Origin of the sequence: Bradyrhizobium sp. BR 10289, from assembly GCF_019455385.1 — a bacterium.
Taxonomy (GTDB): Bacteria; Pseudomonadota; Alphaproteobacteria; order Rhizobiales; family Xanthobacteraceae; genus Bradyrhizobium.
Map to the genome: position 1 here is coordinate 14,060 of NZ_JACOFR010000009.1, position 26,126 is coordinate 40,185.

Genomic DNA, 26,126 nt, shown 5'->3' on the forward strand with positions numbered 1-26,126 from the left:
TGCCATGACCGCCCTCGCCGCGCCAAAGCTCACGATCCGGAACCGGCTCGAATGCTTCACCCTCTATGCCCTGTTCCAGGGCGTGCCGCTTTATTCCATCGTCGTGCTGATGATGAAGCTGATCGCCACCTCGGAAATCGTCGGCGAACGCTACGGCGCCAGCATCTTCATCGTGCTGGCGGCAACCTTCCATGGCCTCGCGATGATTTGCCTTGCGCCGAAATTCCCGCGCTTCTTCCGGCACAATCACACGCCTGTGTTCGACGACGCTACGCTGTCCTTCTCCGAAAAGATCACACGCTGGCTGGCCGAACCGAAGACCGCCGTGGAGCTGCTGACCAATGTGATGCTGATGTCGGTGCTGGCAATCGGCGTCACCAGCATCAGATGATTAGGCGGTCCGCCAGGTCGACGGTGACAGCATGATGAGGACGCAGATCGCGGCATAGGCGGCGAGCGATACTGTGACCATGGTGGCGACCCCTGCCATGCCCGCGCCAAAGCTTGCCACCGCGATCCAGCCGCCGCCGGCCGCGATCAGGATGCGTGCGACGGAAGACAAGAGCGGGCCCATGGCGCGGCCGGTGCCCTGGGCGGCGAAGGATGTGACAAAACCAAAGCCGAGCGCGGCATAGGCCGGCGCAACGATGCGCAGGTAAGTCATGCCCTCGCTCACCACTTCAGTGTCATGGCTGAACAGGTTGAGCCAGGCCGTCGGAAAGATCGCGACCAAGAGCCCGATCGTTCCGGTCATGATCATGCCGGCGATGCCGCTGGTCCATCCGATCTTCCGCGCCCGCGCCGTCTGCCCGGCACCCATGTTGACGCCGACCATGGTCAGCGTCGCCGTGCTGATGCCGAACAGGAGCGGAATCATGATGTAGTCGAGCCGCGAGGCAATGCCGTAGCCGGCGAGCGCGGAGGTGCCGAACAACCCGACCGCGCCGGTGACGAGGATGACGGTGAGATTCGTGATCACCGCGTTGAGCGCGGTGGGAATGCCGACCTTCAGCATGTCGCCGAAGATCTTCGCGCGCAAGGGCACCAGATGCAGCCGCAGGCCGGTCGCGCCCGTTGCCATGTAACGCAGCAGGAACAGCATCGCCGCGCCGTAATAGAGACCGAAGGCAACGCCCGCGCCGCCGATGCCGAGCCGCGGGATCGGCCCGAACCCGAAAATCAGGGCCGGCGAGACCGGGATGGTCACGATGGCGCCAATCAGCGTCACCAGCGCGGGCACCTTGACATTGCCGGAGCCACGCAGCGCCGCGGCCTGGAGATTGACGATCCACACTGGAATGGCGCCGGCGAACAAATAGTTCGAATAGGTGATCGCGGCCGCGAGCGCGCCGTCGGTGCCGCCGAGGGCGCGATAGAGGTGCGGGCCGCCGAAAGTGACGCCCAGCGTGAACGCGCCGCCGGCAATGATCGCCAGCACCACGGCATGAAGCAGCGCCGCCTCGGCGTCATCGCGGCGGCCGGCTCCGACCGCGCGCGCCACGGACGAAGCGACACCGGAGCCGAAGCCGCCATTCGACATCATCGTCATCAGCATGAAGATCGGGAACACCAGAGCGGCGCCCGCCAGCGCATCGGTGCCGAGGAAGCCGACGTAATAGGCCTCGGCGATATTGACCGCGGTTTGCGCCACCAGGACCGTGACCGTCGGCGCGGCGAGGCGGAGCAAGGTGGGCAGGATCGGCGCCATCAGCAGCGCGGTCCGCCTCTGCTCGGCCGCATTCGGAGCGGCCGGAGTAGCCGGGCGAAGCGGCGCAGGACGGTGATCAATTGGCGTGGCGGACAGAGCCGGCGCGGCGGCATCCTCGACTGACATGGGTTCGGCCCTCCGGTTCCCTGAAGGCACGGCCCGGTGACCGCCCCTTTGCATTATGGCCATAATGTATTATTATGATCATAATGCAATAGACCTGGCCTCACGATTTTGTGGCCGGGGCATGCCGAGATCGCAGGAGGTGGGATTGGCACGTTACGACAAGGGACACCGGGACGCGACGCGGCGGCACATTCTCGACGTCGCCTCGGCGCAATTCCGCGAGAGCGGCATCGCCGCGGTCGGCCTCGCCGGCATCATGACGGAGGCGGGCCTCACCAACGGCGCCTTCTACACGCATTTCGAATCCAAGGAGGATCTGGTGCGCGCGGTGCTGCTGGATGCGCTGGAGCGGCGCGAGCAGCGGCACAAGGACAATCTCGAAAACGGCGTCGCGCTCGAAACAGCGATCCGCGACTATCTCTCGCCGCGCCACCGCGACCACGCCGGGAGCGGTTGCCCGACTGCGGCGCTGGTCTCCGAGATTGCGCGGCATCCGAAGGCGACGCGCGAAGCCTTCACCGGAAAGATGTCGGACATCCTCGCGTTGATGGCGGCGCAGCTTCCCGACGGTTCGGCTGCGGAGCGGCGGCGGCGCGCGATGTCGGCCTATGCGACCATGGTCGGCGCGCTGCAATTGTCGCGCGCGGTGAGCGACAGGAAATTGTCGGAAGAGATCCTGGAGAACGCGATCGAGGCAGCGCTCGCGCTTGCGAACGGGCGTTGATGCATTCGAGATCGACCGTCGCGCGGGACATCTTGCGGCCGCCCAAGTGTGGCCATTTCCAGGCCGCTGCAATGAATCTCTGGCCGGAGCAACACTACGAAACTTGAAGCGTATGCGGCGGCCGGGTTAGCGTTGCTTGCGGCCTTACAACTTCCCCAAGTTCGTTGAGCTCGCACTGGATCGCCGCCTGAATGTCTCAGGCGGCGATCCAGCACTGCCGCTACTAGAGCGAAATGAGTAAAGCTCTATCTGCGTTCGGGGTCACCTCTCCCCGAGGGGGAGAGGTCGGATTGCGCAGCAATCCGGGTGAGGGGCAGCGGCGTTCGGTGAGACTGTAACCCCTCACCCGGATCGCATCTTCGATGCGATCCGACCTCTCCCTACGGGAGAGGTGATCTGAGCTCTCGGTTCGCACCGATTCAAACAAAGCTGCCTCTAGATGATCTCGTTTTGCCGAAGTGCTGCGATTGCGGCCGCGTCATAGCCGAGTTCCGCGAGGACGCGATCGGTATGCTCACCGAGCGTCGGCGGACGGCTGGCAATTTCACCCGGCGTTTCCGACAGCCGCACTGCGGCGCGCGCAACCGGCGCCTGCTTCGGCAGGCCGGGATAGTCGACGTTCTGCAAGAAACCAGCGGCCTGGATGTGAGGATGATCGAGCGCCTGTTGCGGGCTCAGCACCGGCCCGGTCGGAATCATTGCCTGGCCCAGCGTGTCTACCGCTTCCTGGGTGGTGCGCTCGGCGCACCAGCGCGCCATCCGCTCGCTGATGACGCGGCCGTTGTTCCCGCGGCTGATGTCGTCGGCAAAGCGTGGATCGTTTAGCCACTGATCCTCCTCGCCCATCAGCCTCGCCCAGCGCTTGAACAGCGGATGCCCCGTGACCTGGCACAGCACCCAGCCGTCCTTGGTGCGGTAGATGTCGGCGGGCGCCGCGGTCTGGCCAAGATTTCCGGTCGGAACGCGATTGACGTTGATGACGGCCTGCTCGATCAGCGTGGCATTGGTGAAGGACAGTGCTGTTGCCAGCAACGCGCCCTCGACGATCTGCCCGCGGCCCGATTTCGCACGTTCCATCAGCGCGGCGAGGGTGCCGAACGCGCAGTGCAGCGCGGTTCCGAAATCGACCCAGTTCACCGCGGCCCGGTAGGGCGGATCGCCGGCGCCGGTCATGTACACCGAGCCCGACATGACCTGGCCGACGCCGTCGAAACCGACGCGGTCGGACCAGGGGCCCGGCCCGCCGAAAGCAGTGGCCGTCGTCAGGATGATGTCGGGCTTGATCGCCCTCAATGAGTCGTAATCGAGCTTCATCGCGCGCAGGGTCTGCGGCGGCAGATTGGCGACGACCACGTCCGCGGTCGCGATCAGACGCCGCATCACCTCCTGCCCTTCCACCTTCATCGGATCGAGCGTGATGCACTTCTTGTTGCGGTTGACCTGGAGGAACAGCGCGCCTTCACCGCCCTCCCCGACCGGCGCCACGAAGCGGTCCTCGCTGCCATCGCGCTTTTCCACGCGGATGACCTCGGCGCCGAATTCGGCCAGCAGGGTCGCGCAATAGGGACCTGCGATATAGCGCCCGAAATCGAGGACGCGCACGCCTTCGAGAACTCCCCCCATCGACCCCTTCCTTGTTCTTGTGTTCCTGCCAGATTACAGCGACCGGCTGCCACGGCAAGCCGGCAACCGCACCGTGCGCCTCCTCGGATGCGATCAACCGGCAGTTTCGAGCGGCGGAATTTCTGCTCTAGTATGGCCTGTCCGTCCTCCAGCGAGAAGCGCACAGCCATGCCGCAACAATTCGATCGATCCGCAGAAGATCTCGGCAACGCCATCCATTTCGAGCACGTCAACATCCAGGTCCCGGATCAGCGCCTGGCGACACTGTTCTACGTCACTGGACTGGGGCTCACCCGCGATCCCTATCTGATGGTGTCCGATACCAACATGTGGATCAACGTCGGCAGCAGCCAGTTTCATCTGCCGAGCGGCAGGCCGCAGGTGCTGCGCGGCCATACCGGCCTCGTCATCGCGGGACGCGAGGCCCTGCTGGCGCGGCTCGCGTCGGTCGCCAGCAAGCTCGAGGGCACGGCCTTCGCCTTCACCGAGCACAACGATCACGTCGAGGCCGTCTGTCCGTGGGGCAACCGCATGCGCATCCATGAGCCGGACGCTGCGCGATTCGGACGCGTCACGCTCGGCATTCCCTATGTCGAGTTCGACGTGCCGATGGGAACGGCGCGGGCAATTGCCGCCTTCTACCCTGACATCATGGGCATGCCTGCGACCGTCCGGAACGGCGACGGCACGATTGCAGCCGTGAGCACGGGCCGCGACCAGCATTTGCTGTTTCGCGAGACCGACCGGCCGCAGCGCGACTATGACGGCCACCATGTGCAGATGTACATCACGGACTTCTCGGGACCCTACCGCAAGCTGCTCGCGCGCAAGCTGATCTCGCGCGAGGACAACCAGTATCAATATAGGTTCTGCGACATCGTCGATCTCGACAGCGGCCGGGCGCTGTTCACGGTCGAGCACGAGGTGCGCAGCGCGACGCACCCGATGTTCATGCGGCCGATGGTCAACCGCAACCCTGTCGTCACCAATCGCAATTACGCGTTCGGCCACGACCAGACCTCATGGGCGATGGGGCCTGATCTCTACGACGGCTAGCGGCAGCACGGCCTCTGCCGCGCGACCTTCGCGCCAGCGAATCGGCACCACAAAAGAAAAGCCCCGGCGGTTTCCCGCCGGGGCCAAAGTCAGATCGTCAGACCGATCTTACCAGTTGCGCTGAGCGCGGAGGAGCAGGGAGAGAGTGTCCTGATCCTTCAGCTCGTAAACCGCGGTCGGCTTGGCGGTGATGACGTTCGGGGAGGCGGCAACCGTACCCGAGTACTTCTGGTCGAGATGGGTCCAGGAGAGGTCGGCCGAGAACGTCAGGTTCTTGACCGGGGTCCAGCGGGTGATGATACCCAGCTGGCCGATCGCGAAGTCCGGGTTACAGCCGGTGACACCAGCCAGGCTGCCGAACACGCCAGCAGCACCGCCGGCGCCGCAGAGGGTGGTCTTGGCCAGCGTACCGAACTGAGCCTGAGCGTAGGCGCCGTAGAGCGCGGTGTTCCAGAAGGCATCCCAGTTGTGGGTGTAAGCGCCGCGGAAGCCCCAGGTCTTGACGGTTTCCTGCGAGCTGCCGGTCACGAACACCGTGTCAGGAGCGTTGGCGAAGCCGACGCTGCCGTAAGCGCCAGCAAGACCGGAGCTGCCGTACAGCGCGTAGCTGCTGCCCGACAGGTTCTGGAAGTTGTAGCGGGTCGCACCATCGGTGTAGACGCCCTGGATGTTGATCACGTCACCCGCGCCGGTCGGGATGTTCTTGATCGAGAGAGCCAGCTGAACCGCCCAGCCCCACTTGTCGTCGGGGTGGCCGGTGACTTCGGATGCGCCGTAGTAGCCGACATGGTTGTCATGCGCGGCAACCGACGCCTGGAAGAGGCCCCAAGCCTGGTCGACGCGGACCTGAGCAACGAGGTTCGGCGAACGCGAACCGCCGATGGCGTTGGTGCCGTACGAACCACCGAGGATGCCAGCCGTGGTCGCGCCGGTCATGTTGAGGTTGCCAGCCTGGTAGTACTGGGTGGCATCTTCAGCCGAGAAGGCCGCCGTGATGCCCTGACCGAAGTCGGCCGTGTACGTGAACTGGGTGACGCCGGTAACGGTGCCGCTGCCGCCGACCAGGTTGTCGACGTTGTTGCCGGGATAGTTGGTCCAGGGCGCGTCGAACTGCGACACGGCCTTACCCATGGTGAAGCCGGCGAACTGGATGAAGGCGTAGTACACGCCGAGGCCACCACCCGAGGTGTTGCCGTCGGTGCTGTTCACCGCGCCGGAGCCGTTCGAACCGACGAGGCCGGTGCCCGCAGCGTTGAGACCGAGCGTACCGCTGTACTGGGTGGCACCCGTGCCCGAACCGGTCGGGGTATAGTTGCCGGTCGTCCAGGTGAAGACGGCATCGAAATAGGTGCGGACCACGCCGTACTCGGTCGCGGTGCGGGTGTCGATGTTCAGGTCTTCACGAGCACGGAAGGTGTAGTAGTTCGCCAGGCGGTTGCGAGCACCGGCAGTGCCGCTCTGGTTCGGATTGTAGTCCGAATTGGTGTTGAGGTTCGCGTCGGCGCGCAGATAGCCACCCAGCTTGATGCAGGTGTCGGTGCCCGGGATGTAGTAGAAGCCGGCGCCGTACAGCGAGCAGATCTTGACGTATTCAACGGCCTTGGCCTTGACGGGCAGGTCGGCGGCGAACGCGCTGGAGGCGGCCATCAGGCCGGCAGCGGTGCCGAGAAGAAGCGTCTTCGTAAACTTCATTAGTAAACCTCCAGGTCGGTTCAGGGGGCCCGGCTCCTCGACGGAGGCCGCTCTACCCTCTCAATTTTCCGTTCAATTCAGATCCGCACTGAGGGTCCGGACTGAAACGACAGCGAGGTGCCCCCCCTCCGTCGTGGAGTCACGTATAGTTTATAAAAACAACTGCCTCAATTTATTGATTGGCTGAATCGCAAGTTCGGGAGGCGATGTTGCCGCAGAGCAACAGGAAGCGACCGCGACGCCGGTAAAATCCCGGAATGCAAAAGAAAAAGCCCTCAGGGGGCATCCCGAGGGCTTTCTTGGAGGTCTCACATCGCTGTCCATCGACAAGGTCAAGAGCAGCAGAATTGAGTGCTAGGAGACGTAATTTAATTAATTGAGTTTTGCAAGCACTTATTCGCCAGACGGTTTCCACCTTTCGGTGTCTAACACTATCGTTGATGCGCGATGTTAAAGACGCCCCCCCAATATCCGATTAAAAGACAAAGATAAGACAGGGGGGCAGCCACATGATCGAGAAAAAACTCGACAGGGCGATTACGGACTTCATCTGGAATGTCGTCGAGATTCACTCTCAGCTGGAGGATATCCATACCAGTTGGGCCGGACTGCTGGGCATTACCGAGCCGCAATGGCTGATCCTGATGGCCATCACCGAACTGGACGGAGGCCACGGCGTCGCCGGCATCGACATCGCAAACAAGCTGCGCGTCCACCCGGCCTTCGTCACCAACCAGACCAAGACCCTGGAAAAGAGCGGATTGCTGTCGCGGCGCCCCGGCGCGGATGACGCGCGCTTCGTCCTGATGTCGCTCACGGACAAGGCGACGGCGGAGATCGAAAAGCTCTCCAAGCGAAAGCTCGCCCTGAACTCGACGATGTTCAACGATCTCGACGAGAAGACCCTGACCGAGCTCAACGCCACGCTGGCAACGATCGCCAAGAACGCCCGACTGGCGGCACGATTGCTGGCCATCGACGTCTCGTAGCCGGGCGCGAACGCTTCGGGTTAGAGATAGGCGAGAGGACCGAGCTGGCGGGCAGGCCCGAACTTATCGTCGAACCAATCGAAGACGAAGTCGTCCACGGCCACGAAATTTTCGACCTCGCCCAGAGGGCTGCGGATCGCGTTCGGAACGACCACCGAGCAATGCGCCCCGGACTGCTGATAGGCGGCTTGCAGCTCGAGCGCGTCCTCTTCCCGCACCATCGAGCGACGCCCGACCGCAACGAGAATCGGACAGGGCACGTGGCGCGCCGTCGGCAGCGACCGCGTCGGGCCACCATCGCCGACCTCATGCCAGACACCGGTGATCCAGCGAACCGACGCGCGAAGCCGGTGCGAGGCCCAAAAACCGCCGTCACACACCGCAGCGGCGATCCTGCGATCCGAACAGGCGAGGCGCGAGGCGTGGCTGGCGCCCGCTCCTTCGCCATAAACACCGATCCGCTTCGAATCGACGTCCGCACGACCGGTGAGATAATCGAGCCAGCAACCGAGCGCATATTCCGGCCGGGACGAGCGAGCCACGGATGCATTGCTGCCGTCGACGATCAGGAGCGACACTCTTCGGCCGGGCAAGGCCGGAAGCAGCCGCGCCAACATCGCACTCAGATCGGTTTCCTCGTCGGCAACGCAGATGACCGCGGGTGCGGCAGCACCATCGCAAGCCGCCGAGACAAAGATGCCTTCGAGCGTGCCGTAGTCAAGGTCGTCGATTTCCACGCGCTCGATCCGCTTGGCCGCGCGGTCTTCGAGCTTGCCGAGGCTGAGGCCGATCTTGTCAGCGAGAACAATGCCGGCCGCCTCTTCGGAGGAGGACAGACTTCTTGCAACTTCGAGTGCCGTCATCGCGCACAAATAGGATTCGCCGGCAAACCGAGACGGACCTTCTTCACCGACGGATTCGGCGAGCAGGAGGTAGTCGTCGCCTATTCTCGCCCAATCCGAAACCCATCGCCGCCTCTGCGCCTCGCGCGCGAGCTCGGCAACCGGCAGTCTTTCGAAAAATGCGGAAGCTCGTTCGCGAAGATGTGCCAGGCTGCCGGAAGCGCCTTCACAGAAACTGTGGGGCGGATGATCGCCGTCCATCTCTCGTCTCCCAAGCGGCGCTTCAGCGGCTACTCGGGCTCGCCAGATTCGCGTCGTCGACAGGTGTAGTCTCGCACTGCAATATCACCAGAGCAATTCGGATGCCACGTCCCATCGGCTGACGCAGAGCGCGCATGCATTAGCGCGCAGTGCTACAAACATGACGCGGCGCAATGCCGGGTCGTTCGTTTTGCTCGCCCTCTGGCAATCTTTCTGCCGCGTTGAGCGAAAAAACAGAAGGATGTTGCGTGAGACGGCGTAATTACATCTTCACACATCGCACCTCCGCATCGCCGCGCGCTTCCCGCTGCGGTCTGGCGTATCACGACACCGAGCGCATCAAGGCGAAATCGGTTGATTCATGAGCACGCTGCCCAAAGAACAAGCCAGTGCAAAGTCCGCAGATTCCAGGCGCAAATCCGCAGCGCTCCGAGACCGTATTTCCCACGGACAACCCCTGCGTTCAGCCGTAGCCAGCTCGCGCAAAACGATGCGTTCGCAGAGTCACCTGATCGCGTCCATTGCGAAGCGCATTCAGTCGCACACAGGCCTCGTCGCGACGCTCCTCGACGCACCTGACGAGGTCGCGGACGAAGCATTGATCGCTCCACGGCGCATGCGTGGCGGCGGTCGGCAGATCGACGACGGAGGCGACGAGGTCCGCGATTGCAGTGCGTTGATCGAGCGATCGGCGGCACGGGGCCCCGGCCCTCACACGGATCCGCACATTTCGCCGCAGGACATTTCGAGGATGTCGGCATTGCTGCCTCGCCCGCGATGAAACATGATGAGCTGCCGATGACGACTTGCCTTCGAGGTGGATCCGATGAACGAAAACGAAATCCGTCAGCGCATCGCGGACGTGAAGCAAGGCACGCTGTCGCGGCGCTCGTTCATCCAGGCCATGGCTGCGGTGGGGATCACGGCGCCGATCGCAAGCCAGATCCTGAGCTGGAATGACGTGGCGATGGCGGATGCCACGCTTCCCTACAAGCCGACCAAGGCCGGCGGTGGCGGCCCGCTGAAGATCCTGATCTGGCAGGCCCCAACCCTGCTCAATCCGCATTTCGCGCTCGGCACCAAGGACCAGGTCGCCTCGCGCATCTTCTTCGAGCCGCTCGCCGGCTGGGACAAGGAAGGCAATCTCATCCCCTGCCTTGCCGCCGAGGTCCCGACCAAGGCGAATGGCGGCCTCTCGGCCGACGGGACGACCGTGACCTGGAAGCTGAAGCAGGGCGTGAAGTGGCACGACGGCAAGCCCTTCACCGCCGACGACGTCGTGTTCACCTGGCAATATGCCGCGGATCTCGCGACCGCCGCCTATACCACCGGATCGTACAAGGACATCACCGTCGAGAAGATCGACGACCACACCGTCAAGGTGATCTTCAAGGCGCCGACGCCGTTCTGGGCCGATCCCTTCGTCGGCTCGGTCGGCCAGATCCTGCCGAAGCATCATTTCGGCGACTATGCCGGCGCAAAGTCGCGCGACGCACCGGGCAATCTGAAGCCGGTCGGCACCGGCCCGTACAAATTCGTCGAGTTCAAGCCGGGCGACCTGCTCACGGCCGAACGCAATCCCGACTACCACGTCAAGAACCAGCCCTATTTCGACACGCTCGAGCTCAAGGGCGGCGGCGACGCCGTCTCCGCGGCGCGCGCGGTGCTGCAGACCGGCGAATACGACTATGCCTGGAATCTGCTGGTGGAGGACGAGATCCTCAAGCGCATGGAGGCCGTCGGAAAAGGCAGGGTGGAATTCACGCTCTCCGGCGGCGTCGAGTTCATCATTCTCAACACCACCGATCCCTGGACCGAGGTCGACGGCGAGCGCTCCAGCACCAAGACCAAGCACCCGACATTGTCGGATCCCGCGGTTCGAAAGGCCTTCAACCTGCTGGTCGATCGCGAGGCGATCCAGAAGTTCATCTACGGCCGCGCCGCCGTCGCGACAGCGAGCTTCGTCAACCAGCCCAGCCAGTTCAAGTCGGGCAAGCTGAAATACGAGTTCGACGTGGAGAAGGCGAACAAGATCCTGGAGGAGGCCGGCTGGAAGAAGGGCGCGGACGGCATTCGCGCCAAGGACGGCAAGCAGCTCAAATACGTCTTCCAGACCTCGATCAACGCGCCGCGCCAGAAAACGCAGGCCATCATCAAGCAGGCCTGTCAGAAAGCCGGCATCGACATCGAGCTCAAATCGGTCACCGCATCGGTGTTCTTCTCGTCCGATGTCGGCAACCCCGACACCTATTCGAAGTTCTATTGCGACATGGAGATGTACAACACGACGCAGCCGCAACCCGATCCGGAGCGGTTCCTGAACCAGTGCGTCTCCTGGGAGATCTCGACCAAGGACAACAAATGGCTCGGCCGCAACGTCTCGCGCTGGTCCGACCCTGAAGCCGACAAGGCCTACAAGGCCGCGCAGAAAGAGCTCGATCCGGTCAAGCGCGCCGCGCTTCTGATCAAGGTCAACGAGATCTTCTGCGAGGCCAACGTGCTGATACCGCTGCTCTCGCGCAACATCGTCGGCGGCTCCGTCAACAATCTGATGGCGGACATCTCGGGGTGGGACGTCACGACCTGGAATCTCGGAAGCTGGTACCGGAGCTGACAGCTCACCGCGCAGCCCACGCCACGACGCTCCGGCAGAAGTTGAAGGCGAAGCGTCCATAGAGAAAGCTGCTGCCCGGCTCCAGCGAAGCCAGGCGATAGGAGCTGCCGAGCGCGCGGACGAGATCGATCGCCTCCATGAGCTCATGATGCGTCAGCATCAAATGAAGGCTCGCGAGCGGCAGCAGCAGGGCTTGAATGCCGAGATTGCTCATGACGACCTCGCTGCTGCGCGCGGCAGCGGCATGCATTGCGCGAGATAGGCGCTCCGCCATTGATAAGGCGTATCGCCGACGAAACGCTTGAACACCGTGGTGAAATGCGCCTGGGTCTGAAAGCCGACGGTGAGCGCGATGTCGACGAGCGTGCTGTCGGCCTGCTTGAGCAGCTCCTGGGCGCGCTCGATGCGACGCCGCAGCAGATATTCGTGCGGCCGAACGCCGGTGGCTGCGCGGAATTGCGCGGCGAAATGCATCCTGCTGAGGCCAGCGACCGCGGCCAGCTCCTGAAGCGTGATCTTGCCCGTCAGGTTCTTGTCGACATATTGCACGACGCGCTTCAGGCGCCAGCTCTGCAGCGACCGCACGGGGCGGCCGGATTCCTCCGTGCGAGCGCCATCGGCCGGACCGAGATCGGCCTGTGCGTCGCAGGCCTGCCGGCTGAACGTCCGGGTGAGGATCGCCAGCCGGAGCGCATCGGCCATGATCGCGGAATGCGCATCATGCGCGGCTTCGGTGGCCGCGAGCGCATCCGACAGGCGCCGCATTACCGGGTCGGTGGATTCTCCTGCACGCCCGTTGCCCGCAGGCGGTTCCGCCAGGAGCTTTGCGGAGAGCTTGAAGCGGGGCCCGGAGACCGCAGATCGCGCGACATCGGCCGCTTGCGTCTCGACCGCCAGCGCCACGTCCAGATGGACAAGAGACAGCATCGCACCGTCTTCGCCGGACCGGTCGGGGCGTTTCGGCAAGCCGACCGGATCGCGATTGATGGCAGAGATATCGATCGCGCGAACGTCATGATTCCGAACCATCTGTGAACGTGACATCTGTAGCGACATCGTCGAACCTCCTTGTCCATGTCGATCCGGCGTCGCCTGACTGGCTTGTCCGGATGTCGTGGGAGAGTAGTTCGGCGGGACGCGCGATCCATTCTACGCGCGGGTGCAACGCTAAGTTCTCGGGTTGACCGCGTCATACCTAGGTATGATCACGACCCGGGCGCTACCCGCCGCTGCGCCTTACCGGAGGCGCGGAGTCGGACCGGGCCCGCAGCGTGGGGAGCCTGCGGTAAGTTGACGCGCTTCGCGCGCTGAACCGCGCAAGCCGGCCGGTTTTTCCGGCCGATGCGGCCTGCCCGCGAGCCCGCCGAATTGCGTCGCGCGCAGGTCTTCCACGAGAGCACGAAAAATCACGCCGCGGGATGTTGTGAACGCGATCAAATCGCGTCATCAACGCTGCCGATATGAGACCAACAACGGCCAGCGACGATGACTGCTCATGATCGAGCCACCGGTTCATCCATGAGCCGCGCCGGCTTGCGGTTCTGCTCGGCCGTGCTCGCGGTCGCGGTTTTCCTGGTCGACGTGCTGACGCCGCTCGAAGGCGCCGTCGCGGTGCTCTATGTCGTCGCCATCCTGCTCGCGGCGAAGACCAACCGACGCGACGACACCATCATGGCCGCGGTTGGCTGCGTTGTCCTGACCATATCGGCCTATCTGCTGTCGCACGGTCTGGAGACGCTCGCCTCGCCAGCCCTTCGCGCGCTGGTGAGCCTTGCGGCGATCGGAATCACGACGCTGCTGGCCCTGCAGAATCACGCAGCTACCAGGCGGCTGGCCGCGCAGGCGCGCCTGCTCAACCTCTCGCATGACATGATCTTCGTCCGGGATCGCGGCGACGTGATCACGTTCTGGAACACGACCGCGGAGCAGGTCTATGGCTGGTCGGCCGACGATGCGCTCGGGAAGCTCGCCGACGAGCTGCTGCAGACCCGCTATCCCGACCGGCGCGAAATCATCGAAGCGGATTTGCTTGCAACCGGCCGGTGGGAAGGCCGCGTGCAGCAGCGGACGAAGGAGGGCGCAGAGCTCACCGTCGATGCGAGATGGGCCTTGCAGCACGACCGTGCCGGCAAGCCCGTCGGTGTCCTCGAGACGCACACCGACGTCACCGACCGCGTCGCCGCGCACAACGCGCTGGTGCAGAGCGAGCAGCGGTACCGCCGGATGTTCGACGCAAGCCGGATCGGCGTGGTCGAAGAGGACTGGAGCGATCTACGCGCCGCGCTCAAGTCGCTGGACAGTGCAGGCGCAGGCCTGCGCGACCATCTGGCGCAACATCCCGACTTCGTCCGGCAGGCCCGCCGGCTCGCCAGAATCACCGACGTCAATCCGGCCCTGCAGAAGATGGCGGGGGCCGGCGATGCCTCTTCCTTCATCGCGAATGTAGACCGGCTTCTCGGCACGGACGACCGCAGCTTTCTCGGCGCCTTGATCGCTTTCGCGGAAGGCGAGCCGTTCTACGAAGGCGAGACCGAGCTCATCAGGCCCGACGGACGCAGGGTTCCCGTGCTGTTCACGATCACCTTTCCGTCCGGCCCCGACGGCGACCGCAACGTGCTCGCCTTCGTCGTCGACATCACCGAACGCAAGCAGGCGGAGGATGCGTTGCTCGCGGCGCAGGCGGAGCTCGCCCATGCCGCGCGCCTTTCGACCCTCGGCGAGCTCAGCGCCTCCATCGCTCACGAGGTCAATCAACCGCTGGCGGCGATCGTCACCAGCGGCGAGGCCGGCTTGCGCTGGCTGCGGCGCGACGTGCCGGATCTGAAGGAGGTTGCGGCCACGATCGGTCACGTCGTCGCTCAAGGCCGCCGGGCCAGCGAGATCGTCACCCGCATCCGCGCCTTCCTGAAGAAGGCCCCGGCTCAGCGCGACCTGCTCGAGATCGGCGAGATCGTCGAGGAAGCCTCGCTCCTCGTTGCGCGCGAGCTCGCCAATGACGAGGTCGTCCTCACCGTCGAGACCGAGCCGGGCCTGCGTCCGATCCGCGGCGACCGGATCGAGCTTCAGCAGGTCCTGGTCAATCTCCTGATCAATGCCGGCCAGGCCATGTCCGGCCAGTCCGGATCCCGCACCATCGCGCTGCGCGCCGGCGCCGTCGACGGTGAAACCCTCGCCATCACGGTTCAGGACAGCGGGCCGGGCATCCGGCCCGACGACCTGCCGCGCCTGTTCGATCCGTTCTTCACGACCAAGCAAGGCGGCATGGGCATGGGACTTGCGATCTGCCGGACGACGGTGGAAGCTCACGGCGGCCAGTTGGCGATCGAGAGCACGCCCGGTGCGGGAGCGACATTCCGCCTGACACTGCCTTACAGCCAAGAACACCCCGGACCATGACACGACCAGATCAAGCGAAACCGCCGGCCCCATCCGTCAACTCGGTCGTCATCATCGTTGACGACGACGCCGGAATCCGCGCCTCGCTCGACAGCCTGTTCCGGTCCGTCGGGCTCGAGACGCGCCTGTTCGCATCACCCGCCGAGCTGCTCGGCGGCACGCTGCCCGACGGCCCCGGCTGCATCGTGCTGGACGTCCGCCTTCCCGGCGTGAGCGGGCTCGATTTGCAGGGCCAGCTGGTCCGGCAGGGCATTAGCCATCCGATCATCTTCATGACCGGCCATGGCGACATTCCCATGTCGGTACGGGCCATGAAGGCCGGGGCGGTCGATTTCCTCGCCAAGCCGTTTCGCGACCAGGACATGCTCGACGCCGTGACGGCGGCACTCGAGCGCGATGCGCAGCACCGTGCCGAAGCCGCGGCCAAGGACGATATCCGCGCCCAGTACGAGACCCTGACGGCGCGCGAGCGCGAGGTGATGGGCCATGTCACCGCCGGCCTGATGAACAAGCAGGTCGCGGCCCTGATCGGCCTCAGCGAGATCACGGTCAAGATCCACCGCGGGAACGTCATGCGGAAGATGGGTGTTCGGTCACTGGCCGACCTCGTCCGCAAGGCCGAGGCGCTCGGGGTCTCCCAGACCCGAAGGATTACGGACCAAACCTGAGTATAATTTCGGCGGGACTGCCCGGGGTGCATAAGGCGCCATCGGCCGTGCAAAGGGAGATGTTCTCCTTGCGGAACACCGCGGCCAGGATGTGTGCCCCATGGCCAAGACCCCGGTGATTGCGATCGTGGACGACGACGAAGGCGTTCGCGCGTCGCTCACGAGCCTCGTGCGGTCGGTCGGCTATGAGGCCCGGGCCTACGAATCCGGCGAGGCGTTCCTGCGGCATGCGGGCGGAGACGATCCCGCCTGCATGATCGCCGACATCCAGATGCCGGTCATCGCCGGCGATGAGCTGCAGGCCCGGCTGATTGCCGCCGGCCGCCACTTCCCGATCATCTTCATGACGGCGTTTCCGAGCGAAATCGTGCGCAAGCGCGTGATGGCCGCGGGCGCGCATTGCTATCTCGGCAAACCCTCCAGCGGCGACGAGATCATCCGCTGCCTCGAAGAGGCGCTGGCGGGCCACTCGCAGTAGCCTGCAAAGTGGACGTGCATTCCAGCGAGCGGGTTGGCGGATCGGACATATCGGCAGGCCGGCAGCCCCGATATTCGACGCCGATTTCGCGACCTCGGCAGGGCCACAAGTTCTGCCGGAAAACTGTCGAGACCCAGCTCAGGTGCTGTTGCCACCCCCGGCGGGTAACCGGCGGATCCGCCTGCTGGTCGGCGAGGCCCGTCGCTATCTCGATCGTCTCGATCCGGGCGCATCCGGAAGCTCGCACCCGAGCAAGCTACATTCGCGGTGCCGCGCGGATGGAGCAGATCAAGGCGGCCAACGCCGCGTGCTGCCACCGATTCCTCGTGAATCATGCGAAATGAGAAACACCCGGGATTCGTGAAATACTTCCGTGACGGGAATGGCGATGCTGTGCGTGTTAGGTGACTGAGCCCCCAAGGACCCCTCTCAAGTCACCGCTCGAGCCTCCTTCCTCCCTGGGCCAACGAGCATTTTCGGGGCCGTCCTCCCCCAAGGACGGCCCCCTTTTTTGACAGCATCGCTTGTTCGGGACCGGTCGGCTCCAGTCGGGTCGGGCCAGCGGGAGGACAGATGCTCCCACTGGCCCTCCTCCTGCCGGCCGTGCGCTAGACCGGCAAAAGCCTCGTCAGCGCGTGACCGGTTGCTGAATGCTGCGCGCGGCGCGCGCGATGACCGCCGCGACTTCCTTCGGATGCGACTCGTAGACGGAGTGGCTGGCGCCCGGGATCACCGTGGTCTGGCTCTTGGCGCGCTCGTAGTACCAGCGCTCGAGATCCGGATTGATGATCTGGTCGCCACCCGCGACGATGCCCCAGCTCGGCTTGGTCTTCCACGCCGCCGCCGTCAGCGGCGTGCTGAACACCTGGGTTGCGGCCGGAACCTGGGAGCGCGCGACGAACTCGGCGCGCTCACGCGGCAGATCGGGCGCGAACAGTTTTGGGAATTGCACGGGATCGAGATAGGTGAACTTGTCCGGCGTCACCTTGATGACGCCTTCGGTCTTGCCGAGCACGCTCGGCGTCTTCTTGCCCAGCGCGGATTCGTCCTCGCCGACATCGGGCGCATGCGCGGCGACGTAGACGAGACCGGCAACGTTCGGGTGCACGCCGGCCTCGGTGATGATCGAGCCGCCGTAGCTGTGACCGACGAGAAGCGTCGGACCGTCCTGGAGATCGAGAATGCGCTTCGCCGCAGTGACATCGTCGGCGAACGAGGTCTCGGGCTCTTGCACCATGGTCACGCGAAAACCTTCCTTGGTCAGAATGTCGTAAACCGGCTTCCAGCCTGATGCATCGACCCAGGCGCCGTGCACCAGGACGATGTTTTTCAGCGGCTCTGCGCGTGCGGGCGCAGCGGTCGCGAACAGGGAGAGAGCGGCGGCGAAGGCGAGGCCAGCGTTGAGGTGTTTCATGTCGGGATCACTCCGGGTTGGAATGACGCGACACTAGGTCCAGCGCCTGCCATGCGTATTTCCGCAAACAACTATCCTTGCAACTTCGCACGCCCGGCACACGCGACCGACGACAGTCGCCACTCGCGCATCATTGGAACGCGGCCCAGAGGGAGATGCATTCCAAGCCGAGGTCGCAGATCGTGCAACTCAAATTCGTGACAGAGTTCTCTCGCGCGCGTGAACGGCCGACGTTCTTACGCGAAAGACGCTTCATGCGCGCTCTGTCATTCACGACAACGTTCCTCACCTCATTCGAAATCCAAGCATAGGATCGAACAATGACATCCATCGCGAAGTGCCAGGTCGCCCTTCTCGTCCTGCTGTCCGCAGCGGTGCCCGCGCATGCCGGGACCTGCACGGATGAGATCGCGCAAACCCAGACCCAGCTCGATCTCGCCATCGAGAAGGATGCTGACTCGCACGGCTGGAAGCCGGAAAGCCTCAGCGCGTTGCGCAGCCATCAACCGACGCCGCGCTCGCTTGCGGAAGCGGAAGGCGACAACGGGATCGATTTTACCCATGCACTCGACTCCCTCGATCGCGCGCGCAGCGACGATCGCGCCGGCGACATCGCCGCATGCAACAGGGAGATTTCACACGCGCGGGCTGTCCTGAAATAGCGCCAGCCGCGTCGGGGCCGAGGGCGAGGCGTCAACGCCGTCGTGCGACCGGAGAGCAGGACGTGCGTTCTGGAAATACCGCTCCGGCCGCAACTTTCTAAGGTCGATGCCATCAGCCGGAGGGTTCCTCATGCAGAAGCGAAATTCGCCAATCGCTGCGATGCTCGTGACCAGCACGCTCTGGCTGGTTTCCACTGCGACCATCGCGCAAACGACAATGCCGGGAATGCAGCCTCCCGCCGGCATGCTTGCGACATCGCCGCTCAACCCGCAATCGACGCGACCCGTGGGCATTCCGCTGGGATCGACCGAGATCACAACGCCCGGCATCTCGCCGATCAATCCCGCACCGAGCGCGATGGGCTGCGCAGCATCGGCCAACGCCGCATCGACCGGCGCGTTGTTCGACGGCGGCGGGCTGTCCGGCACTTCGTCGAGCAACTGCGCAGGCACCACGGAAGCCGCTTCATCCCTGCCCCCGGCATCGACGGTCGGACGCGTCGGGATTCCGCTGGGCTCAACCGAAATCGGCGGCGCCGGACTGAGCCCAATCGTGCCGGTGCCCGGCCCCACGTCCACGGTCGGCACGCTTCCGATCGGCGGCTCCGGCAATCCCTGAGACCAGGAAGGATCATCGCCGTGAAACGAAATCTCACCATAGCGCTGCTTGCTCTCGCCGCGATCGCGGCCGGCGCAGGCCTCTGGTTGTTCGGCGCCGACCGGAAGCCAGCAGTGGCAGCCGCCCCCGTTCCCGCCGCCATACCGGTGGTCGCTGCCACCGTCACGGGGAAGGACGTTCCGATCTATCTGCGCGGCATCGGCACGGTAATCGCCTACAACACCGACGTCGTGCGCAGCCAGATCCAGGGACAGATCGTCAAGATCGCGTTCACCGAAGGACAGACCGTCAAGGCCGGCGATCTGCTCGCGCAGATCGACCCGCGTCCCTACGAGGCGCAGATCGAACAGCTGACGGCCAATCGCGACAGGGACCAGGCCCAGCTCACCAATGCCGAGGCCAATCTCTCCCGCTACAACCAGCTCGGCGACAAGGGCTATGCGACGCCGCAACTGATCGAGACGCAGACGGCGCAGGTGGCGCAGCTCAAGGCGGCCGTGAAGGCAGACCAGGCGCAGATCGACGAGGCCAACGTCCAGCTCAGCTACACCAGGCTGACGTCGGCCATTCCCGGCATCACCGGCGTCCGCCAGATCGACGTCGGCAATGTGATTCACCCGACCGATCCCAATGGCCTCGTCGTCGTGACCCAGATCGAGCCGATCTCGCTGCTGTTCACCCTGCCGCAGACGGACCTGCCGGTGATCCAGGAGCACGCTGCAAAGGGCGAGCTGAAGGTCATCGCCTACAGCCAGGACAACAAGATGAAGCTCGACGAAGGCAAGCTGCTGCTGGTCAACAACGAGATTGCAGGGACAACCGGGACCGTCCAGCTCAAAGCGGTGTTCCCGAACCATGAGCACCGGCTGTGGCCGGGCCAGTTGGTGAACGCACGCCTGCTGCTCGAGGTGCAGAAGGACGCACTCACTGTCGCAGGTTCCGCCGTGCAGCAAGGGCCGAACGGCAGCTATGTCTATGTCGTCGCCAAGGACCAGACGGTCGCTTCGCGGCCCGTCCACGTCGTGCAGATCAGCGACGGCCAGGCGCTGATCGACAAGGGGCTGACAGCGGGCGACGTCGTCGTGGTGGACGGCCAGTACCGGCTCACGGACGGCAGCCGCGTGAACCAACTTCACGGCAAAGCCGCACGCGAGGCCGACCTGCAAAGCGCCGTGCAGGATGCGATCCCATGAATCTTTCCGCGCCCTTCATCCTGCGCCCGATCGCAACCGCCCTGCTGATGGCGGGCCTGCTGCTGTGCGGCCTCGCAGCCTATCCCTTGCTGCCCGTGGGCGCACTGCCGAACGTCAACTACCCGACCATCCAGATCTCGGCGCAACTGCCGGGCGCTGATCCCGGCACGATCGCCTCCTCACTCGCCACGCCGCTGGAGCAGCAGCTCAGCCAGATCCCCGGCGTCACCCAGCTCACCTCATCGAGTGCGCTCGGCGTCGCCCAGCTCACGGTGCAATTCGAACTGTCGCGCACGGTGGACAGCGCAGCGGTGGACGTGCTGGCGGCGATCAATGCCGCGAGCCCGTTCCTGCCGCCGAACATCCCCTACCCGCCGACGATCAGGAAGGTGAATCCGGCGGAGACGCCGATCATGCTGATCGCGCTGACCTCGGACTCCCTGCCGCTGACCACGGTGGATGCCTATGCGGAAAACATCCTGCTGCCGAAGATCTCGCAGGTGCCGGGCGTCGGCCTCGTCGGCATCGGCGGCCAGCAGAAGCCCGCGATCCGCGTGCGCGTCAATCCGCAGGCGCTTGCCGCCCGCGGCATCGGCCTCGAAGACGTCCGCAACGTGATCGCCGGTGCCAATGTCGACCTGCCCAAGGGCACACTCAACAGCCCCCGCGTCACCTATACGCTGAACACCAACGACCAGCTGCTCAAGCCCGCCGCCTATGAGGACCTCATCATCGCCTATCGCAACGGCTCGCCGGTGCGGATCCGCGACGTCGGCACGGCGATCGAGGGGCCCGAGAACGATCTCCTGGCCGGCTGGTACGGCAAGGAGCCGGCCATCATTCTGGCGGTGCAGCGCGTTCCCGGCGCCAACGTGATCGAGACCGTCGACCGCATCAAGAAGCTGCTGCCGCAATTGCAGGCCTCCGTTCCGCCGGCGATCAAGGTCTCGATCGCCGCGGACCGCACTGCCACCATCCGTGCCGCGGTCTCCGACGTCCAGTTCACGCTGATGCTCACGGTCGCATTGGTGGTGATGGTGATCTTCCTGTTCCTGCGGAATTTCTGGGCCACGATCATTCCGGCGATCACCGTGCCGCTGTCGCTGGTCGGCACTTTCGCGATCCTCTACGTGCTCGGCTACAGCCTCGACAACCTTTCGCTGATGGCGCTGTCGATTGCGGTCGGTTTCGTGGTCGACGATGCCGTCGTCGTCATCGAGAACATCGTGCGCCATCTCGAGCAGGGCATGACGCCGATGGAGGCCGCCCTCAAAGGCTCCGCCGAAATCGGCTTCACCATCGTCTCCATTACTTTGTCGCTGATCGCGGTGTTCATCCCGCTGTTCCTGATGGGCGGCTACGTCGGCAAGCTGTTCCAGGAGTTCGCCATCACGATCACCGCCTCGCTGCTGCTGTCGCTGATCATCTCGCTGACGTTGACGCCGATGATGTGCGCGCGGCTGCTGAAGGACGATTCGCACAGGAAGCACGGCAAGCTCTACCTCGCCTTCGAACGCGGCTTCGACGCCCTGCTGTCGGTCTATGCCAAGGGCCTGCGGATCGTGCTGCGCCACCGCTTCATGACGCTGGTGGTGATGTTCTCGACTATCGTGCTGACCGGCTATCTCTACGTGATCATCCCCAAAGGTTTCTTTCCGCAGCAGGACACCGGGCAGATCGTCGGCATCACCGAGGCCGCGCAGGACATCTCCTTCCCGGCCATGTCCGAACGCCAACAGGCGATCGTCGATGTCCTCTCGAAGGACCCGGCGGTGCAATCGGTGGCGAGCTATATCGGGCCGGGCGGCCCGACCGCGACGCTCAACCAGGGACGCATCTTCATCGTCCTGAAGCCGAAGCCGGAGCGCAAGGCCAGCGCTGATCAGATCATCGAGCGGCTCGGCCCCAGGCTCGCCCATATCCAGGGCATCAGGCTCTACATGCAGGCCGCGCAGGACATCACCATCGGCGCGCGGCTGTCGAAGACGCAATATCAGTACACGCTGACGGACGCCGATTCCAACGAGCTGACCAACTGGTCGGCGATCTTCCTGGAAAAGCTCCGCGCGCTCGACCTGATCACCGACGTCGCCAGCGACCAGGCCAATGCCGGCCCGCGGCTGGAGGTCACGGTCGATCGCGAGGTCGCCTCGAGCTTCGGCATCCTGCCGACGACGATCGACAATGCCCTCGACGACGCCTTCGGCCAGCGCATCGTCTCGACGATGTTCACCTCGCTGAACCAGTACCATGTCGTGATGGAAGTCGATCCGCGCTTCCAGTACGGCCCCGACGCGCTCAAGGACATCTACCTGAACTCGTCCACCGGACAGCAGGTCCCGCTGAGCACGCTGGTTCACGCCGTGATCAAGCCCGCGCCGATCCTGATCAACCACCAGAGCCTGTTTCCCTCGGTGACGATCTCGTTCAACCTGAAGCCCGGCGTCGCGCTGGGCGACGCGGTGGCGGCGATCCAGAAGATCGAGCGCGACACCGGCAAGCCCGCCTCGCTGACGGCTTCGTTCCAGGGCAATGCGCAGGCGTTCCAGTCGTCCCTGTCGGGCACGCCGCTCCTGATCGGCGCGGCCCTGATCGTGATCTACATCATCCTCGGCGTGCTCTATGAGAGCCTGATCCACCCCATCACGATCCTGTCGACTCTGCCGTCGGCCGGCATCGGTGCGCTGCTGCTGCTGCTGGCGGTGCACGTGGATCTCAGCGTGATCGCTATCATCGGCATCATCCTGTTGATCGGCATCGTCAAGAAGAACGGCATCATGCTGGTCGACTTCGCGCTCGAGGTGGAGCGAACGCAGGGCCTCAGCCCGGAGGAAGCGATCTACCAGGCCTGCACGCTGCGCTTCCGCCCGATCCTGATGACGACGATGGCGGCCCTGCTCGGCGGCGTGCCGCTGATGATCGGCTCCGGCACCGGCGCGGAACTGCGTCAGCCGCTCGGCTATACGATTGTCGGCGGCCTGATGCTGTCGCAGGTGCTGACGCTCTACACCACGCCCGTCGTCTATCTCTATCTCGACCGGCTCGGCAATTGGCTCAGCGGGCGCAAGCCACACGCGGCCGCAACACCCACACCATCCCCGACCGGGGCAGAAACGGAACTGCGCCATGAATCCGCGTGAAAATCAGCTTGAGATGGTGGCCGTCGGCATGACGGCGGAGAAGCAGGTCACCGTCACGCCGGAGATGACGGTCGGCCATGTGGTGCCGGGCATGCCTGAGGTCTACGGCACGCCGGTGATGATCCTGCACATGGAGATGTCCGCGGGGTCGGCGGTTCAGCCGTTCCTGCCCGCGGGCCATGTCAGCGTCGGGATGATGGTCAATGTCCGCCATCTGGCGGCGACCCCGGTCGGCCGCACGGTGCGCGCGATCGCGCGGGTCGTCGCGATCGAGGGCAAGAGCATCCTGTTCGAGGTCGAGGCCTGGGATGGCGGCCGCAAGATCGGCGACGGCACCCACCGGCGCGGCGTCGTCGATGTCGCCGAGTTCGAGCGGCGCTTCGGCGTGACGCAAGTCACGGCCGAGATGGCCTAGGGCGCCGGACGCAAGGCCGGTCGCGGCTTTGTGGGTTTTGGCAAAGCGGCTGCGAGAATGCAAAGATTGCCCTCGGCGCGATAGACGTTCCGCATGATGCGCGAATGCCTGGAGTGCGCGCATGGCGGCGCGCGCTTCTGGTTCACGCTGCCACTATTCTGCGGCAACGGCGGAACGGACCAGGCGGATCGGGACGCCCTTGTATGACGGCGTGAAGCTGAGGGGATCGCGGGCATAGAGCGGCACCAGCGGATTGGTCTCCGGATAGTACGCCGCACAGCACCCGGTCGGGAAGGAGTAGGCCACCACGCGAAAATTGCGCACGATCCGCTCGGCACCGTCGGTCGAGGCGGTGATCAGGTCAACGCGATCGCCGTCGGCAAGTCCGCGCCTCTTCAACTCGTATTCGTTGAGGAAGACCACATCGCGCTGGCCGAACACGCCACGATAGCGATCCGACATCGAATAGAGCGTGGTGTTGTACTGGTCGTGGCTGCGGATGGTGGTGAGCCAGAGGGTATCGGAATCGCTCTCCGGCGGATCCTCGCCGCAGCCGGGAAAGACCAGGAAGTTGGCCTTGCCCGACGGCGTTGCCCAGATACGTTCGCGCGCGGTCGAGGTGAGATGGAATCCGCCGGGGACGCGAATGCGGGCGTTGTAGCCCTGAAAGATGGGAAACACCGCTTCGATCGCATCTCGGATACGGTCGTAATCAGCAACGAAGCCGTCCCAGTCCACCACCGTGCGGTCGCCCAGCGTCGCCTTGGCGACGCCGGCGATGATCGCGACCTCGCTGCGCAGATGCTCCGACGCCGGCTTGTTGCGGCCGGCGGATGCATGCACCATCGACATCGAATCCTCCACCGTGACCGACTGCGGTCCCGTTTCCTGCACGTCGATCTCCGTGCGCCCGAGGCACGGCAGGATCAGGGCGGCACGGCCGTGGATCAAATGACTGCGGTTGAGCTTGGTCGAGACGTGGACAGTCAGATCGAGCTTGCCGAGTGCGCCTTGCGTCGCCTGCCAGTCCGGAATGGCCGCGGCGAAATTGCCGCCCATCGCGAAGAACGCCTTCACCTCGCCGCGGATCATCGCCTCCAGCGCGGTCACCACATTATGTCCGGGCGCGGCCGGCGGCTTGAAGCCGAAGCGCTGCTCCAGGCGCTCGAGGAAGTCCGCCTTGGGGACTTCGGTGATCCCGACTGTCCGATCGCCCTGCACGTTGGAATGACCGCGCACCGGACAGACGCCGGCGCCTTCGCGCCCGACATTGCCGCGAAGCAGCGCCAGGTTCGCGATCTGCTGGACGTTGTTAGCACCGCGCCAGTGCTGGGTGATGCCCATGCCGTAGACGAGGATAGCGCGCTCGGCCTTCATATAGGCGCCGGCCGCATATTCCATGTCCTCGCGCGTCAGGCCGGACTGGCGCTCGATATCGGGCCATTGCGTGCGCTTGAGATCGTCGATCAGCGCTTCGATGCCCGCGGTGTGGCCGCGAATGAAGTCCCAGTCCAGAATCTCAGGCTGCTCGGCCGCGCGAGCGGCTTCGTCGGCCTCCACCAGGATCTTCATGATGCCCTTGAGGACGGCGACGTCGCCGCCGACCTGCACCTGGAACAGCTTCGAGCTGATCGTCGTCGAGCCCAGCGTGATCATCTCGACCGGGCTCTGCGGCGCCTGGAAGCGCTCCAGCGCGCGTTCGCGGAACGGATTGAACGAGATGATGGAGGCGCCGCGGCGGGCCGCATTGCGCAGGCTGGTCATCATCCGGGGGCTATTGGTGCCGGGATTCTGGCCGAAGATGAAGATGCAATCGGCCTTGTCGAAATCCTCCAGCAGCACGGTGCCCTTGCCGACGCCGAGCGAATACGGCAGGCCGACGCTGGTCGCCTCATGGCACATGTTGGAGCAGTCGGGGAAATTGTTGGTGCCGTATTCGCGCACGAACAGCTGGTAGAGGAAGGCCGCTTCGTTCGAGGTCCGCCCGGACGTGTAGAACTCGGCCATGTTGGGATCCGGCAGCGCCTTGAGCTCGCGGCCGATCATGTCGAACGCGTCGCTCCACTCGACCGGGAGATAACGGTCGGATGCGGCATCGTAAGCGAGCGGATGGGTGAGCCGCCCGACCATTTCGAGATCGTAGTCGCTCCAGCTCGCAAGCTCGGTGACCGTGTGCTCGGCGAAAAATTCGGGCGTGCAGCGCTTCGACGTCGTCTCCCAGGCAATCGCCTTGCCGCCGTTCTCGCAGAACTCGAAGGAGGAGGTGTGCTTCGGATCGGGCCAGGCGCAGCCGGGACAATCAAAACCCTCCGGCTGGTTCATCCGGCGGAGTGTAGCCGCGCCCTTCAGCGGCGCGCGCTGCACCAGCAGCGCTTCGCTGAGCGCCTTGAGCGCACCCCAGCCCCCGGCGGGTTCACGGTAGGGGCGAACCGATTTCGTGGTCATCTCGATCTCTCTTGGTATGGTAGTTCTCCGAGCCAGTTAAGGATCGCGCGGGCAGAGCCGT

At 64.5% G+C, this 26,126-nt stretch carries 21 protein-coding genes; 12 read left to right on the forward strand and 9 right to left on the reverse strand.

Features of this window, described 5'->3' with window-relative positions; translation table 11 throughout:
• Positions 1-4: 4 nt before the first annotated feature.
• Positions 5-391, forward strand: a complete 387-nt coding sequence (locus HYH08_RS16980; protein WP_220010951.1) for a hypothetical protein — start codon at positions 5-7, stop codon at positions 389-391.
• Here HYH08_RS16980 and HYH08_RS16985 read toward each other — a convergent pair whose 3' ends face one another.
• Positions 392-1,834: an MATE family efflux transporter gene (locus tag HYH08_RS16985; protein WP_220010952.1), complete on the reverse strand. Its 1,443-nt coding sequence runs from the start codon at positions 1,832-1,834 to the stop codon at positions 392-394.
• A gap of 139 nt (positions 1,835-1,973) precedes the next feature.
• Between HYH08_RS16985 and HYH08_RS16990 the strand changes: the two genes are divergently transcribed.
• Positions 1,974-2,558: a TetR/AcrR family transcriptional regulator gene (locus tag HYH08_RS16990; RefSeq protein ID WP_349631437.1), complete on the forward strand. Its 585-nt coding sequence runs from the start codon at positions 1,974-1,976 to the stop codon at positions 2,556-2,558.
• Positions 2,559-2,993: 435 nt separating this feature from the next.
• Here the strand turns inward: HYH08_RS16990 and HYH08_RS16995 are convergent, their stop codons facing one another.
• Positions 2,994-4,181 (reverse strand): CaiB/BaiF CoA transferase family protein, encoded by a 1,188-nt coding sequence (locus tag HYH08_RS16995; protein ID WP_220010954.1) that lies wholly within the window; start codon positions 4,179-4,181, stop codon positions 2,994-2,996.
• A 168-nt stretch (positions 4,182-4,349) separates the two neighbouring features.
• Here HYH08_RS16995 and HYH08_RS17000 point away from each other — a divergent pair, with 168 nt between their 5' ends.
• Positions 4,350-5,237 (forward strand): VOC family protein, encoded by an 888-nt coding sequence (locus HYH08_RS17000; protein ID WP_220010955.1) that lies wholly within the window; start codon positions 4,350-4,352, stop codon positions 5,235-5,237.
• 108 nt (positions 5,238-5,345) lie between these two features.
• Here the strand turns inward: HYH08_RS17000 and HYH08_RS17005 are convergent, their stop codons facing one another.
• The gene (locus HYH08_RS17005; RefSeq protein WP_220010956.1) at positions 5,346-6,929 is read right to left on the reverse strand and encodes a porin; all 1,584 of its coding nucleotides are present in this window, start codon (positions 6,927-6,929) and stop codon (positions 5,346-5,348) included.
• Between the two features lie 509 nt (positions 6,930-7,438).
• Here HYH08_RS17005 and HYH08_RS17010 point away from each other — a divergent pair.
• Entirely contained in the window at positions 7,439-7,918 is a 480-nt protein-coding gene (locus HYH08_RS17010) for a MarR family winged helix-turn-helix transcriptional regulator (RefSeq protein WP_220010957.1), read from the forward strand.
• A gap of 20 nt (positions 7,919-7,938) precedes the next feature.
• Here the strand turns inward: HYH08_RS17010 and HYH08_RS17015 are convergent, their stop codons facing one another.
• Positions 7,939-8,781: an alpha/beta hydrolase family protein gene (locus HYH08_RS17015; RefSeq protein ID WP_228747883.1), complete on the reverse strand. Its 843-nt coding sequence runs from the start codon at positions 8,779-8,781 to the stop codon at positions 7,939-7,941.
• 1,066 nt (positions 8,782-9,847) lie between these two features.
• Between HYH08_RS17015 and HYH08_RS17020 the strand changes: the two genes are divergently transcribed.
• Complete coding sequence (locus HYH08_RS17020; RefSeq protein ID WP_220010959.1) at positions 9,848-11,635, forward strand: peptide ABC transporter substrate-binding protein; 1,788 nt, start codon at positions 9,848-9,850, stop codon at positions 11,633-11,635.
• A 4-nt stretch (positions 11,636-11,639) separates the two neighbouring features.
• Here the strand turns inward: HYH08_RS17020 and HYH08_RS17025 are convergent, their stop codons facing one another.
• Positions 11,640-11,849: a hypothetical protein gene (locus tag HYH08_RS17025; protein ID WP_220010960.1), complete on the reverse strand. Its 210-nt coding sequence runs from the start codon at positions 11,847-11,849 to the stop codon at positions 11,640-11,642.
• Positions 11,846-12,562, reverse strand: a complete 717-nt coding sequence (locus HYH08_RS17030) for a helix-turn-helix domain-containing protein (protein ID WP_349631432.1) — start codon at positions 12,560-12,562, stop codon at positions 11,846-11,848. The genes HYH08_RS17025 and HYH08_RS17030 overlap by 4 nt, the downstream gene beginning before the upstream one ends.
• A 591-nt stretch (positions 12,563-13,153) precedes the next feature.
• On the opposite strand from HYH08_RS17030, the gene HYH08_RS17035 reads away from it, so the two are divergent.
• The 3 genes from HYH08_RS17035 to HYH08_RS17045 all read left to right on the forward strand — a co-directional run bounded on the left by HYH08_RS17035 (position 13,154) and on the right by HYH08_RS17045 (position 16,177).
• Positions 13,154-15,031: a PAS domain-containing sensor histidine kinase gene (locus tag HYH08_RS17035; protein ID WP_228747884.1), complete on the forward strand. Its 1,878-nt coding sequence runs from the start codon at positions 13,154-13,156 to the stop codon at positions 15,029-15,031.
• Entirely contained in the window at positions 15,028-15,699 is a 672-nt protein-coding gene (locus HYH08_RS17040; protein WP_220010963.1) for a response regulator transcription factor, read from the forward strand. The genes HYH08_RS17035 and HYH08_RS17040 overlap by 4 nt, the downstream gene beginning before the upstream one ends.
• 100 nt (positions 15,700-15,799) lie before the next feature.
• Entirely contained in the window at positions 15,800-16,177 is a 378-nt protein-coding gene (locus HYH08_RS17045) for a response regulator transcription factor (protein WP_220010964.1), read from the forward strand.
• A 628-nt stretch (positions 16,178-16,805) separates the two neighbouring features.
• Here the strand turns inward: HYH08_RS17045 and HYH08_RS17050 are convergent.
• Positions 16,806-17,591, reverse strand: coding sequence for an alpha/beta hydrolase (locus HYH08_RS17050; protein WP_220010965.1), 786 nt, complete (start codon positions 17,589-17,591; stop codon positions 16,806-16,808).
• Positions 17,592-17,911: 320 nt separating this feature from the next.
• On the opposite strand from HYH08_RS17050, the gene HYH08_RS17055 reads away from it, so the two are divergent.
• A complete protein-coding gene (locus HYH08_RS17055; RefSeq protein ID WP_220010966.1) occupies positions 17,912-18,253 on the forward strand; it encodes a hypothetical protein in 342 nt (113 codons plus the stop codon).
• On the opposite strand, the gene HYH08_RS37480 is transcribed toward HYH08_RS17055, so the two are convergent.
• Positions 18,227-18,865: a hypothetical protein gene (locus HYH08_RS37480; protein WP_228747885.1), complete on the reverse strand. Its 639-nt coding sequence runs from the start codon at positions 18,863-18,865 to the stop codon at positions 18,227-18,229. The two genes, HYH08_RS17055 and HYH08_RS37480, sit on opposite strands and share 27 nt — an antisense overlap.
• A 27-nt stretch (positions 18,866-18,892) precedes the next feature.
• Between HYH08_RS37480 and HYH08_RS17065 the strand changes: the two genes are divergently transcribed.
• Genes HYH08_RS17065 through HYH08_RS17075 form a run of 3 tightly spaced genes read left to right on the forward strand, consistent with a single transcriptional unit; the run spans position 18,893 to position 23,620 of the window.
• The gene (locus tag HYH08_RS17065) at positions 18,893-20,065 is read left to right on the forward strand and encodes an efflux RND transporter periplasmic adaptor subunit (protein WP_220010967.1); all 1,173 of its coding nucleotides are present in this window, start codon (positions 18,893-18,895) and stop codon (positions 20,063-20,065) included.
• Positions 20,062-23,205, forward strand: coding sequence for an efflux RND transporter permease subunit (locus HYH08_RS17070; protein ID WP_220010968.1), 3,144 nt, complete (start codon positions 20,062-20,064; stop codon positions 23,203-23,205). Before HYH08_RS17065 ends, HYH08_RS17070 begins: the two co-directional genes overlap by 4 nt.
• Entirely contained in the window at positions 23,192-23,620 is a 429-nt protein-coding gene (locus tag HYH08_RS17075; RefSeq protein ID WP_220010969.1) for a thioesterase family protein, read from the forward strand. The genes HYH08_RS17070 and HYH08_RS17075 overlap by 14 nt, the downstream gene beginning before the upstream one ends.
• A 153-nt stretch (positions 23,621-23,773) precedes the next feature.
• Here the strand turns inward: HYH08_RS17075 and HYH08_RS17080 are convergent, their stop codons facing one another.
• Positions 23,774-26,065: an FdhF/YdeP family oxidoreductase gene (locus HYH08_RS17080; protein ID WP_220010970.1), complete on the reverse strand. Its 2,292-nt coding sequence runs from the start codon at positions 26,063-26,065 to the stop codon at positions 23,774-23,776.
• Positions 26,066-26,126: the final 61 nt, after the last annotated feature.